A 13,524-nucleotide genomic window follows, 5' to 3' on the forward strand; every position below is an offset into this window, starting at 1 on the left:
GGGTTCGCCGTTGGTGCTTCTTAGCGGGACGCAAAATACGTCTTGGCTGTATCGTGTCTGATCGACCCTCGCCAGACTTCGTCGGTACGCAAATAGCGGTCCTCAAGGCGCTTGAGATGCGCCGCACTGAAGTTCTCGAACGGCGTATCAAGGCCACGGTAATGAAAGTGGGCATACCACATCACGGGGCGGCTGGGCACAGTCAGGTCGCGAACCTCGTACTCTTGAAGAAAGTCACGATCTTTGAGTCGCTGCCGTTCTCCCACTGCCTGGATACCGATCTGCTGGCGTTCGTGCAGATACATCAACTGCCCTTCATTCGGTCGATGACTGAGCTTGATCTGGTCGATTCGTAACTGGGTACCTTGCTGACGCAGTTGTGTAGCCTGGGTTCGCAGGTCGGCGGTGTCCGCGAGGCTGCCGCCAAGGAGTTCGAGTCGTTCGGCGCAGCTCTCCAGTTCCACGGCCTTGAGATTCATGATGTCTTCAAGGTCAGCAGGCACTGTATTGGGCCCCATGTACCCACGGGTGCGGTTACGGAAGTTTTCCAGGTCTGCGAGCAGCTGACTTGCCGTCTGCTTGAGGTCACGCAGTTCATGTGGACGAATCGTTGGCCGCGCGGCCTGCTTTCTCCAACGCTTCCCCGAAGGCTCGAACGTACTGACCGCGCCGCCCTCGGCGTTGTGCACGACAATCTGCTCGCCAGTTGTTCCTCCCGCCGGAAAGTAGTCGCCAATGTAGAGGTTGCCGTTTTCGACCTGAAACAGTTTAAGCGTATGAGTGCCTTGCTTTGCCCGTCGTTGCCCCGGCAGGCGTTGAATGGACTTGTCGGCCTGGTCGATGAGCAGGTCGAGATGTTCATACAGCCGCTTCAAGTAAGGCGCATCAAACAGCTCCGGAAGACTGGCATAGGTGCTTTGCAGATCAAGCTTGTATTGACGGAAGACTTGCCGGGCCTGGGAATGGATTTCACGACGCTGGGCTGCATTGGTAGGCACTTCCTGTAGCCCGAGCAATGTACTGTGCATCTGATGCACGTCGTCTTCGATGGTGCTCAGTCGATTGATATAGAACTCAGCCAACACAGAGGTGTTTGTGTAGTTCTGCGCTGCGACTATCAGGTGGCGGGTGTTGTGAAAAACGAAATAAATTTGGTTCAGGTAACGTTCCCTGCGCTGACCGGCCAGTTTGAGTAACTCAAAATCTTTGACTTCCCTCAGGTACTGTTTCGCGGGCGGGAAGGCTTCGCCGAGGGTGAGTAGCCCTTCCTCGAATCGGCTCTGTATTTCAGCCGCCTTTTCAAGGAATTGATCGGGGTCCGGGTCGGTGTTTTGCCACGTTGCGTCTTCATCCACCAGGTTTTTTTTCAAGGCGGTCAGTTTGCTCTTGAACACTGCAGCGTCTCGTCTCAACGAAGGTTGTGGGGGAGGGCTGGTGAGCAGGAGCCAGTGATCCAGTTTTTTCTTCAGGTCGAGCAGTTGTGCTTTGCAGTCGATGACGTGGAGCGCGTGTATGCGCATTATCTGCAGCAGTGGGGCTCGATCCACCAGATCGGTCAGGTCCTCAAGTTGCAAGGAGATTGCCAGTTGGTTGTACAGGTGATGCTGGGCCTGGGTCGTTGTCAGGTCCATCAGACCGATCAGTCGGTTGCACAGGGCTCTGGCCACACGTGATTTCTGGGTCGTGCAGGTGTGTTTCAAGCCGTGTATTTCGGCTTTCAGCCGTTCATCCCAAGCGCTGTATGACGTTCTGGCCGCGTCTATGTCAGCACGAAAGCGTTGTTTCATTTGAGGCATTGCAGCCATCTGTGCCTCAGGCGTGGCGTTGTCGAATGTCTCGTATTGAGTGTTCGTGCGTTGCAGAGACGCTTGAAACGTACGCTCGTCCACCAGGGATTGCGATTCCAGCATGCGCCGGCGCCGATGGGCGCTGTCTACCAGAAAGCGTGGCAACTGGTCGCGAATTGCCGCCGGCCAGTAGGGGTCCAGTCGCTCGGCCAGGTGTCCGATTACCTGGCCACCCCCCGCGCCACCGCCCATCAGGTGCACTCCGTAGAGGGCGAAGTGGGTATCCCACTGGCCATTTTCATCCATCGCGATGTTTTTTCTCCAGGTCTTGAGCGGGGTTCCACGCAAGCGCCAGGTGTGCTCCGTCTCGAGCCACTGCACTTGGCAGGGACGATCCTCGACCAGAATGAAATCGCCGTCAGGGTGCTGGTAGATACCGCGGTATTTGCCTTGGGTTCCTGGCTCAATCCCGTCCAATGACAGTGGCACTTGATACTCATAGCCATCAAAACGAGCCAGGCGCTGGCGGGCGCTCGCCGCCCCAGGCCTGAAACCCGATGCAGGGCCGGCGTGCAGCTTGTGCAATTGACGCTGGCGGGTGAGTTGGCAGGCTGCAGTTGGGTTGGCCATTGCACCGGGCAGTAGGTCCAGCGCGGCGTCAATGAACGCCAACAGTGCGTACTCCAATTCGTCCAGTGCCCTGCCGATCTGGCCGTTTATCAATGCAGTGGCGGCGTTGGCGCTGGCCTCGAAGAAGTCATAGATGCCAATGACGGTGCCGATCACAGGCAAAAAGCCGAGGGCCATCTTGATGTGGTTGAACACCATGCCGCTCTGGTAAGCGAAATTTTCCAGCCATAGCTGGTCGTTCGAGCGCGACGTTGCGCGATGGGCCTCCAGCATTCGGCCCAGTTGGGCATCCAGCAAGTGCTGGGCAAGTGAGGTGGTAGCGGGCCAGGCAGTACCAAGGCCAATGATGCCGTCGAACTTGAGCCTGATTGCCTCGCGCAGTCGGGCGCGGTGTGCGTCGGGATTACCCTGCAAGGCACGTTCGGCGAGGTACTCGATTTCTCCGGTTTGCTTGGCAAGCCGGTAAAGGTCGATGCGGGCTGCTTCGAGGCTGGGGTACTGGCGCACAGGGCGTGTGGGGTGTTCAGGGCGATACAGTAACGTGAGGCCGCTGTGCAGGTCGCTGATAAAGGTCACGCCAGAAAGGACCGTGCCGTGCAGGTTTGTATCGGCACCACCGGCGGTGAGCATGGCGGGAATCAGACGGATATCGTGCCCTTCATGTCTGTAGGCTGCGGCGTTGTCGGCGTCGATTGCGATATTCAGGATGACCTGGGCCTTATCGTCCAGATCGCCTTTGGCCGTGGCCATGGCGCAGTGCATCTTCAGCATCAGGCGCAGCGGATCGCCAAGTACCTCGCGACGGAGCTCGCGAGCGAAGGGGCTTTCGTCGATCCCCGCGTAGGCAGCACGGATCTTCTCTTCATACTGCTGCGCAAGGTCAAGTTTGCTGGCCATGCTCACCAGGTAATCCTTGTCGATGCGATCACGCAAGGTTTGCTCAAGCGCCTTGTCGGCAGTTTGCAGGCGCAACGCCATGAAGTGCAGGCGGTCTTTTACCTCATCGTCGATGTGCTCCAGCAGCAGGGTTTCCAGCCTCACGGTTTCGCGTTCCGTGCTGGCTACCAGTACTGGTTTGACCGGCACGCCAGGTGCACCGCTGCCCGCGATGAAATCTTTTTTCCAGGCGGTGTTCTGCGGCAGGTCCAGGCCAATCGGTTTGCCATCGTAAGTGGGAAAGTCCCGCTTCAGGTATTCGCTGATGTGTTGGCGGCAGAACAGAAGGCGGTTGGGCAGGTCGCGGGCGATCAGCGCCTGGGCGCGACGCATGGCGGCGATGTAGTCGAGTGTGCTGGTCTTGAGGGCAAGCCGATCAGGTGCCTGCAGGTTTACCAGCCAAGAAGGAAAAACCGCGCTCAAGGCTTCACTGTGCGCCTGCTCTTGCAACTGTTTGAACGCAAAGTCGCGGGCCGCGTGGCGAGGCACTGTCCAGGCGTGCGCCAGTGTTTCAGCCGCACGCTCCCACGCATCGTTGGTGGCCTCGACGGGCAGGGCTTCAGGTGTACCGCGCTCCAGGTGATACGCAAGGATCTGCGCCAGTACATTGCCGCTGAGCGTGACGAGGTTCAATGACTGATCGCTCGAGTCGGTAATGTCGAAACAGCGCGCCAGTTCGTCCAGATTGGTGCAATGCAGCAGTCCGCCCGATTCGCCAGGCCAGTACAGCAACAGGCCCGATGATGGCTGCGGATCGCGCAGGGTGATCACCACGCAGTTGCGCAAGACGGTGTTGATACCTTTGAGGTGCAGTTGCGGATGTGCGGCGATAACTGCCGAACCCGCTGGTGGAAAGGACTCAGGAGCGCCGACCAGACCCTCGACCCAGCGCAGGTGTTCGTCGTTGATCTGTCCCAGCAGGTGTTGGATGCGGGCATGGGCATGCAAGCCTTCATAGTGGGCCTTGAGGAGCACCTCACTGGCGACGGGGGGCAGGGGTGATGTCTGAAGGTACAGATCGATGGCCCGCTCGGCGTCAGCACAGACCCCCTCCAGTGCGGCGTGCTCACGCTTGAACGCCTGTAGTTTGTCGTCGCTCAGGGCGGTGAGCAGCTGGTACTGCAGGTTGATCTGTTGCCGACGAACGGCGTAGGGCATGTCGATATCCAGGCTGCCAAAGTCGAACAACGAGCGGCCCGGGGGCGGTTCGTCTTCTTCGTGTTCGAGGGCCGGCGGTGTGCTCAGAACGCTCGGGCTGTATTGCCTGGCATCGACTCGATGGACGATGGCCAGGGCCAGCTCGGCATGCGTTTGGAGGTCGTCGCCGGGATTGTGTTCCAGGGCTTGGAGCCGAGCCTGCAGAAGGTTCTCGAACAAGGTGTCAAAGCCTGCTGGGGCATGGTCATCATTGCCCGGGCCGAGCGCCTGCTCATCGCCGTCACGCCTTGCCAGGGTGGCGTCCCGGCTTGCGCGCTCGTATTCCTGATAGTGGTGTCGGGCGTGGCTGAGTCGGCTGACGGCCGTACCTTTGGCACGCGCTGCCCAATAGTCATGCCATTGCCGGCTGACAATGGCCGGCAAATCCAGGGCGGCGAGTTTGTCCAGTAGTTGCGTAGCAGAGAGCCTCAGGATCGGGTGCTGGACGTCGACGCCGACGACCTGGGCCTGTGCATTCAGTTCGGCGGGGGCTTGAGGGTGGTGGCGGGTAAAGGTTGCGAGTGCGATGAGATTGATGAACGTGGCTGAAGCATGAAACCGCAGGCCGGTGATATCAGGGTCAGTGCTCAGCTGGTTGTGCAACACGCTGCGCAGCGCCTGGTACACCCCCGGCGCGCGGGCAAGCAGGTCATTGAAGGTATCGAAATGGTGTGTCCAGCGTCGGGTGGCGTCGTTCGACCGCTCGAGGTCGAAGGGGGTGGCGCTGGTCAATACGACCGGGGAAGGGACATTCGGTACGTGGGTTTCAGATGGGGCGCGCATAAAAAGACTTCCCGAAATGGGGTAGTGCCGAGAGTGGCAATCCCATTGGGCGGCAGATCCTGGTGGCGCAGGCGGTACATAGTTAGTGAGGTGACCGCTTGGCCAGATTCATCAAATTGTCATGCAACTGTGGCAGCGCGCTTGAATGAATTTCATCAGACTCGCGCTCTACTGGGGATTTGCATTCTGGTGTTTCACTCATGCGGGCTTTTTTGTTCTTTTTCTTGATTTTATGCACTCAAGTCGCGACGGCGGCGCGTTGTGACGTCAACGCGCCGGTGCAGCAGGCGCGCCTGGAGCAGGTCAGCCTGGCCTACCAGAGCATTGGACGTGACTCGGACCCTGCCTTGTTGTTGGTCATGGGCCTGGGGGGGCAATTGATCCACTGGCCGGATGAGGTGCTGGTCGCTTTGTGCCAACAGGGCTTCAGGGTAATTCGCTATGACAACCGCGACGTTGGACTGTCGTCCTGGAACCAGGCGCCGCGGAACGCCAACCTCACCTATGAATTGCTGCGCTACAAGCTGGGCCTGTCGGTGGGCGCGCCGTATACCTTGACCGACATGGCCGACGATGGCCTGGGTCTGATGAATGCCCTGCGGGTTGAGCGTTTTCATGTGCTTGGCGTGAGCATGGGCGGCATGATCGCCCAGCACCTGGCAGCAATGGCGCCGCAGCGGGTGGAGAGCCTGACGTTGATCATGTCCAGTTCCGGCGCCGTGGGCCTGCCGGCACCGAGCCCTGCGCTGGTGCAGTTGTTGGCCAGGCGCGGGGCGCCCAATCGCGAAGTGGCACTGGAGCAACAGGCCGACTTGCTGGCTGCGCTGGGCAGCCCCCAGGTCAAGGATGATCGCCAGGCATTGCTGGAGCAGGCGGCGCAGGCCTATGACCGGGCGTTCAACCCCGAGGGGGTCAAGCGCCAGATCATGGCGATCCTCGCCGAGCCGAGCCGTGTCGACCTGCTCGACAACCTGCGCCTGCCGACCCTTGTGGTGCATGGCACGGCCGACCCGTTGCTCCCCGTCATGCATGGGGTGCATCTGGCTGCCCATATCCGGGGTAGCCAATTGCGCTTGATTCCGGGGTTGGCGCACCGTTTCCAGGAGCAATTCAAGGCGCCCTTGCTGGCTGCCGTGCTGCCGTACCTGAAGGCCCATCGCGAAGACATGAGCCATTGGGCCCAGCTTTAGTGCAGGCGCACCCAGAGGCTGACCAGTACGGTCGCCGCGATCAGCCAGGCCACTGCCGCCAGGGCCAGTGAAGCCTCCAGGCGCAAGCGGTCGACCAGCAGGTACAGGGCTGCCAGGTAAACGAAATACGGAATGATCGACCACATGCCGAACAGAATGGTGGTCTTCAGGTCGTCAAGCGAACGGCCCTTGCCGACGATGTAGTGGGCAATCAGGGCGAAGGTCGGGAACAGCGGGACCAATCCCGCAATGTAGTAGTTGCGGGTTTTGGCCAACGCGGCAAGGATCACCACCACGGCTGCGCCCAGGCAGGCTTTGAGTATCAGGTCCACATGCGTTCCTGTTGGTGTGGCAGGTTATCCCAGGCCATATTTTTTCACTTTGTCGAAGAGGGTGGTCTTGGCCATGCCCAACTCCTGGCTGGCCTGGCTGAGGTTGCCCCCGGTGCGCTGCAAGGCGTCGCTGAGCAGGTTGCGCTCGAACGCTTCGACCGCCTCGGCAAAACCCAGGCTCTGGTTGGAGGTGGTACCGGCTTTCTTGAAGGCCGGCAGGCCCAGGGCGTAGCGTTCGGCAACGTTGCGCAGCTCGCGCACGTTGCCCGGCCAGTCGTGGGCCATCAGCCGCGACAGGGTCTGGCTGTCCAGTTGCGGAGCTTCCCGATCGAAGCGCAGGGATGCCAGCTGCAGAAAATGCTCGAACAATTGCAGGATGTCTTCGCGGCGTTCGCGCAGCGGTGGCAGTTCCAGGGTGACCACGTTCAGGCGGTAATACAGGTCGCTGCGAAACTGCCCGTTTTGGCCCAGTGCATCGAGGTCGGACTTGGTCGCGGCGATCACCCGGCAATCGACGGGAATGCTCTGGTTCGACCCCAGGCGTTCCAGGGTGCGTTCCTGCAGGACCCGCAGCAGTTTGATCTGCAGGTTGATCGGCATGCTTTCGACTTCATCGAGGAACAGCGTGCCGCCATTGGCATGTTCGATCTTGCCGATGCGGCGCTTGCCGGCACCGGTGAACGCATTGGCCTCGTGACCGAAGATCTCGCTTTCAAACAGGTTCTCCGGTAGGCCGCCGCAATTCAGCGCCACGAACGGCTGCGCCTGGCGGCGGCTGAATTCGTGCAGGCAACGGGCAACCAGCTCTTTGCCGGTGCCGGTTTCACCTTCGATCAGCACGTTGGCGGAGGTGTCGGCCACATTGGCAATCAACTCGCGCAGGTTCTGCATGACCGGCGAACGGCCGATGATCCGGCCTTCCAGGGTGCTTTGCTCGGCCAGTTGGCGGCGCAGTGCGAAGACTTCGCGCGACAGCCCGCGTTGTTCCAGGGCGCGGCGTACCACTTCGACCAGGCGCTCCGGGGCGAAGGGTTTTTCCATGAAGTCGTAGGCACCATTACGCATGGCGCCGACGGCCATGTCGATATCACCGTGACCGGTGATCAGCACTACCGGCAGGCTGCTGTCGCGTGCCTTGAGGCGACCGAGCAGCTCCAGGCCATCAATGCCGGGCAGGCGAATATCACTGACCACAATCCCGGCGAAGTCATCACCAATGCGTTGCAGGGCCTCTTCGGCGCTGCCGACACCTTCGCAAGCGATGTCTTCCAGCGCCAGGGCTTGTTGGCAGCCGAGCAGCACATGCGGGTCGTCTTCGACAATCAGGACGGTAAGGGGCGCTTGGTTCATAAGGACTCGGCAGATTCTGTGGGGGCATTGACCAATGGCAGGGTGAGGACGAACGCAGTACCGCCGCCGGCGGGGTGTTCGACACTCAGGTTGCCCTTGGCCGCGGCCGCGAGGCTGGCGGACAGGGTCAGTCCCAGGCCCAGGCCGTGCTCTCCCGGTTTGGTGGTGAAAAAGGGCTCGAACAGGTGCTTGCGCGCTTCGTCATCGATGCCGTGGCCGTTGTCGCGCACCCGCAGGCGGTATTTGTCGCCCTGCAGTTCGCCTTCCAGCCAGAGCTGGGGCAGGGGCTGGGCGGCCATGGCATCGAGCGCGTTGCCGATCAGGTTGACCAGGATTTGTTCGAGACGCGTCTGGTCGATGGCCAGTTGCTGGTCTTCGAAGTGGCTGTGCAGTTTCAGGTGACACCCCGCAATGCGGTTGCCCAGCACCTGCAGGCAGGCCTCCACGGCCTTGGCCAGCGATGCCTGGCCGCTGTCGTCGCCGCGCCGGGCAAATGAACGCAGGCTGGCAGTGATGCGGCCCATGCGGTCGATCAAGTCGTTCATGGTGCGCAGGTTGGTGCTGGCGGTTTCCAGGGCTCCGCGCTCGAGGAAACGCACGGTGTTGCCCGAGAGGGTGCGCAAGGCCGCCAATGGCTGGTTCAGCTCATGGGCGATGCTGGTGGACATCTGGCCGATGGCTGCAAGCTTGCCGGCCTGGACCAGTTCGTCCTGGGCGTAGCGCAGGGTTTGCTCGGCATGCCGCCGTTCGCGGATCTGGCCGATGAGGCGTTCGTTGCTGGCCCGCAGGTCGGCGGTGCGCTCGGTAATCTTGCGCTCCAACTGGCTGTTGGCTTCTTCCAGGGCTTCACGGGCAGCCAGGCGTGTGGCGATCACCTTGCGCCGCTCGTTCCAGGCAATCAGCAGGATCGCCAGCAAGGCAAACGCCACGGCGACCAGCATGCCCTGGATGGTCGACTCGCGGCGCAGGTCTTGCAGCGGTGTGAGCAGGGTGAAATGCCAGGGCGTGTCATTCAGCCGCCGTGTTTGTGCCAGGTAGGCCACTTCGTGGCTACCATCCCCCAGTTCGGCGTTGGCCGGGAAGCTCAGCTTCTCGATGCCGTCGGCGTATTTTTCCCGTGACAAGGGTTGCAGCTCGTTGAGCGGCCACCAGTAATACTGAAGGCTGCGGGCCAGGCGCTCCTTGGTCTCCGGGCTCAGCGGGCGGACTGACTTGAGGCGCCGCGCCGGGTCGCTGGAAAGGATGATGATGCCGTTCTCGTCGCTGACGAAGGCCTCCAGGCGTGCGCGTTGCCAGCGTTCTTCCATCGCCTCCAGGCGCACCTTGATCACCGCCACGCCAATGATCTTGCCGTGTTCTTCCAGGCCATGGGCCAGGTAGTAGCCAGGCTCGCCATTGGTGCTGCCAATGCCATAGAAACGCCCGGGCTGGCCGCGCACGGCATCCTGGAAATAGGCACGGAACGACAGGTCTTCACCCAGGAAACTGTCGACATCGCGCCAGTTGCTGGTGGCCTGCACCCGGCCCGTGGTGTCGAGCACGAAGATAGCCCGGCTGCGGCTGCGCCGGTTCAGGCCTTCGAGGTATTCATTGACCGTCTGGCGACTCTCGCCATCGGTTTCGGTCAGCAGGCTGGAGACGCTGTCTTCCAGTTCCAGCAGGCTGGGCAGGTAGGTGTACTTGCTGATTTCGCTCTCGACCCCGCGTGCGTGCAGCTCGAGCTGGCGCTCGCCGGATTCGCTCAAGGTGCGGATGCCGTTGTGTTCGCTGATCATGAAGCCAGCCACGCCCAGGCCAATCATCAACAGGACGATCAGGGGCGGAATCAGCAGTTGGCGGATCAAACGGGGTTTCACGGCAAGGGCAGGCTTGGCTGGGCGAAAGAGCGTGGGATCGCATTTCATCACAGTGGCCCTGTAACTAACAGCGCTGCCTGTCCGGCGTTTGCCGGACAGGCAGCGTTAACACCTCAGTGCTGCAGGATTTTGCTGAGGAAGTGCTGGGTACGCTCATCACGGGCGTGCGGGTCACCGAAGAACTCTTCCTTGGTGCAGTCCTCGATGATGTTGCCCTTGTCCATGAAAATGACGCGGTTGGCAACCTTGCGAGCAAAGCCCATTTCGTGGGTCACGCACATCATGGTCATGCCTTCGTTGGCCAGTTGGACCATTACGTCCAGTACTTCGCTGACCATTTCCGGGTCGAGGGCCGAGGTCGGTTCGTCGAACAGCATGACGATCGGGTCCATGGCCAGTGCGCGGGCAATCGCGACGCGTTGCTGCTGGCCACCGGAGAGTTGGCCCGGGTGTTTCTTTGCCTGGTTGCTGAGGCCGACGCGCTCAAGCAGGGCCAGGCCCTTCTTGGTTGCTTCGGCTTCACTGCGGCCCAGTACCTTGCGCTGGGCAATGGTCAGGTTTTCGGTGATGGTCAGGTGCGGGAACAGTTCGAAGTGCTGGAACACCATACCGACTCGCGAGCGCAGCTTGGGCAGGTTTGTTTTCGGGTCGGCGATCGAGGTGCCGTCGACGACGATGTCACCCTTCTGGAAGGGCTCCAGAGCGTTGACGCACTTGATCAGTGTCGACTTGCCGGAACCGGACGGACCGCAGACCACCACCACTTCACCTTTTTTGACCTCGGTGTTGCAGTCGGTCAGAACCTGGAAGTCGCCGTACCACTTGTTGACGTTCTTGATGGAAATCATACGGTTATCCTTTTCTGCAGACGCTTGACCAGGAAGGAAGCGGAGAAGCTGATGACGAAGTACACGATGCCGGCGAAGACCAGGAACTCGTTCGAGCGTCCGATGATGTCGCCGTTGGCACGTGCGGAGTTGAGGAAGTCCACCAGGCCGACGGTGTAGACCAGCGAGGTGTCCTGGAACAAGATGATGCTCTGCTGCAGCAGCAACGGGGTCATCTTGCGAAACGCCTGGGGCAGGATGATCAGGCGCATGGTCTGGCCGTAGGTCATGCCCAGGGCCTGGGCTGCGCCCATCTGGCCTTTGGAGATCGACTGCACACCGGCACGGACGATTTCGCAGAAGTACGCCGCCTCGAACATCATGAAGGCCACGACGCAGGAGGTGAATGCCCCCACCGGGGTGTCTTCGCCGGTGATCCAGCGCAGCACGAACGGCACCGCCAGGTAGAACCAGGTGATGACCAGCAGCAGCGGGATGGAGCGGAAGTAGTTGACGTAGGCACCGGCAAGGTTTGCCAGGAGCTTGCTCGACGACAGCCGCATCAGTGCCAGCATGGTACCCAGCGCGATACCACCGACCACGCCCATGACCATCAGTTGCAGGGTCATTACCATGCCGTTCCACAGGCCCGGCAGGGCAGGAATGATTCCACTGAAGTCCATTATTTACCCCCCACGGAGATCAGGCCGGGTACGGCGACTTTCTTCTCGACCATGCGCATCAGCAGCATCAGGCCCATGTTCAGGGTGAAGTAGATCAGGGTCGCCAGGGTGAAGGCTTCAAACAGGTTGGCCGAGAATTCGGCGGTCTGCTTGGTCTGCGCCAGCAACTCCATCAGGCCGATCAGCGAGGCCACCGAGGAGTTCTTGAACACGTTCAGGAATTCGGAGGTCAGCGGCGGAATGATGATCCGGTAGGCTTGCGGCAGCAGCACGTTCCAATAGATCTGTGGCAGGCTGAAACCCATGGCGCGGGCTGCGGCTTCCTGGCCGCGGGGCAGCGCCTGGATACCGGTACGCACTTGTTCGCAGACACGGGCGGCGGTGAACAGGCCCAGGCAGACCACTACGCTGATGAATGCCGAGGTGGTCGGGTTGAGGTCTTGCTTGAACCACTCCTGCAAGCCTTCTGGCAGCAGGTCGGGCACCAGGAAGTACCAGATGAACAGCTGCACCAGCAGCGGTACGTTACGAAAGAGTTCCACGTAGGCCGTGGCAATACCCGATACCAGACGGTTCGGGACAGTCCGCATGACGCCGAGTACCGAACCCAGCAGCAATGCGATGATCCAGGCTGCAACGGCAATGCCGATGGTCCAGCCCAGGCCGGTGATGTACCAGTCCAGGTAGGTTTCGCTACCGACGCCGGTGGACTTGAAGAATACGCCCCAGTCCCAGTTGTAATTCATCGGGATCTCCCCTCAGATCAGTTGTTTCACGGGCACCTTCGAGCATCCGAGGGCGCTGCACGCCCTCGGATGAAAGGTTAGACACTAACTAGCTGGGGATCAGGACTTCTTTTCGTCTGCAGCTTTGTCGGTAGGATTGGCGATCAACGCCTTGAGCTCTTCGCTCATTGGGAACATCAGGTTCAGGCCCTTTGGCGGGATTGGCGACTGGAACCACTTGTTGTAGATCTTGTTGATCTCGCCCGACTTGTACAGCGCGATGATGGCGTCATCGACTGCCTTCTTGAACGGCTCGTCGCCCTTGCGGACCATGCAGCCATAGATTTCATAGGATTGCGGGGTACCGGTCACGGCCCAGTCGGTCGGCTTCTTGGCCTTGGCCATTTCGCCAGCCAGCAGGGCGTCGTCCATCATGAAGGCAACGGCACGACCGGATTCGAGCATCTGGAAGGATTCGCCATGGTCCTTGGCAGAGATGACGTTCATCTTCATCTGCTTGTCGGCGTTCATCGACTTGAGGATACGCTCGGACGTGGTGCCTGCAGTGGTGACCACGTTCTTGCCAGCCAGGTCTGGGAAGTCCTTGTAGGAGGAGTCTTTCTTGGACAGCAGGCGAGTACCGATCTCGAAGATACCGACCGAGAAGTCGACCTGCTGCTGGCGCTCGACGTTGTTGGTGGTCGAGCCGCACTCGACGTCAACGGTGCCGTTCTGTACCAGTGGAATGCGGGTCTGGGAGGTGACGAGGTTGTACTTGACCTTCAGGTCTGGCTTGTTCAGGTCCTTTTTCAGGGCCTCGACGATTGCCAGCTGGATGTCATGGGAGTAACCGACGGGTTTGCCCGAAGCGTCGGCGATGTAGGAGAACGGAATGGAGGCGTCGCGGTGCCCCAGGGTAATGGTGCCGGAGTCGTTGATTTTCTTCAGGGTGCCTGTCAGCTCTGCAGCGGTGACTGGCATGCTGATCACAGCAGCCGTGATGGCTGCGCCCAACAGGTGGGGAACGATACGCATCAAAATTTCCTCGACATTGTTTTTTTTATGGAGCCGTTGGCGGGCTCTTCGTTCAGCGAACACTGCAATAAAGCGGTTTGCGCATTCGGGTACTGAGTGTAGAGCATGACTCGTGCCAAGCCCTGACTTTGATCATAAAGCCTTGAAAAAGCGGGGCATTAATCTTTTTTGAAGATTTCCTGATGGGGTGATT

General features: G+C 60.3%; 9 protein-coding genes. 1 reads left to right on the forward strand and 8 read right to left on the reverse strand.

The genetic code is table 11. The features are described from left to right. Positions 1 to 20 precede the first annotated feature (20 nt). On the reverse strand, positions 21 to 5,333 hold the full coding sequence (locus tag ABVN19_RS01950) for a hypothetical protein (RefSeq protein WP_105642221.1): 5,313 nt from the start codon (positions 5,331 to 5,333) through the stop codon (positions 21 to 23). Positions 5,334 to 5,533: 200 nt separating this feature from the next. On the opposite strand from ABVN19_RS01950, the gene ABVN19_RS01955 reads away from it, so the two are divergent. Then, a complete protein-coding gene (locus ABVN19_RS01955; RefSeq protein WP_028943461.1) occupies positions 5,534 to 6,523 on the forward strand; it encodes an alpha/beta hydrolase in 990 nt (329 codons plus the stop codon). Here the strand turns inward: ABVN19_RS01955 and ABVN19_RS01960 are convergent. From ABVN19_RS01960 to ABVN19_RS01990, 7 genes are all read right to left on the reverse strand, one after another. Next, complete coding sequence (locus tag ABVN19_RS01960) at positions 6,520 to 6,846, reverse strand: GlpM family protein (protein WP_167332105.1); 327 nt, start codon at positions 6,844 to 6,846, stop codon at positions 6,520 to 6,522. The two genes, ABVN19_RS01955 and ABVN19_RS01960, sit on opposite strands and share 4 nt — an antisense overlap. 33 nt (positions 6,847 to 6,879) lie before the next feature. Next, positions 6,880 to 8,205 carry a sigma-54 dependent transcriptional regulator gene (locus ABVN19_RS01965; protein ID WP_028943463.1) on the reverse strand — a complete coding sequence of 442 codons (1,326 nt, stop codon included), beginning with the start codon at positions 8,203 to 8,205 and terminating at the stop codon, positions 6,880 to 6,882. Then, positions 8,202 to 10,109 carry an ATP-binding protein gene (locus ABVN19_RS01970; RefSeq protein WP_105642220.1) on the reverse strand — a complete coding sequence of 636 codons (1,908 nt, stop codon included), beginning with the start codon at positions 10,107 to 10,109 and terminating at the stop codon, positions 8,202 to 8,204. The genes ABVN19_RS01965 and ABVN19_RS01970 overlap by 4 nt, the downstream gene beginning before the upstream one ends. Before the next feature lie 65 nt (positions 10,110 to 10,174). Continuing rightward, entirely contained in the window at positions 10,175 to 10,909 is a 735-nt protein-coding gene (locus ABVN19_RS01975) for an amino acid ABC transporter ATP-binding protein (RefSeq protein ID WP_028943465.1), read from the reverse strand. Next, complete coding sequence (locus tag ABVN19_RS01980) at positions 10,906 to 11,574, reverse strand: ABC transporter permease subunit (protein WP_028943466.1); 669 nt, start codon at positions 11,572 to 11,574, stop codon at positions 10,906 to 10,908. The genes ABVN19_RS01975 and ABVN19_RS01980 overlap by 4 nt, the downstream gene beginning before the upstream one ends. Continuing rightward, the gene (locus ABVN19_RS01985; RefSeq protein WP_028943467.1) at positions 11,571 to 12,317 is read right to left on the reverse strand and encodes an amino acid ABC transporter permease; all 747 of its coding nucleotides are present in this window, start codon (positions 12,315 to 12,317) and stop codon (positions 11,571 to 11,573) included. The genes ABVN19_RS01980 and ABVN19_RS01985 overlap by 4 nt, the downstream gene beginning before the upstream one ends. Before the next feature lie 99 nt (positions 12,318 to 12,416). Continuing rightward, positions 12,417 to 13,331 (reverse strand): glutamate/aspartate ABC transporter substrate-binding protein, encoded by a 915-nt coding sequence (locus tag ABVN19_RS01990; protein WP_028943468.1) that lies wholly within the window; start codon positions 13,329 to 13,331, stop codon positions 12,417 to 12,419. Between the last annotated feature and the right edge of the window lie 193 nt (positions 13,332 to 13,524).

The organism is Pseudomonas vranovensis, assembly GCF_040438935.1.
Taxonomy (GTDB): domain Bacteria; phylum Pseudomonadota; class Gammaproteobacteria; order Pseudomonadales; family Pseudomonadaceae; genus Aquipseudomonas; species Aquipseudomonas vranovensis.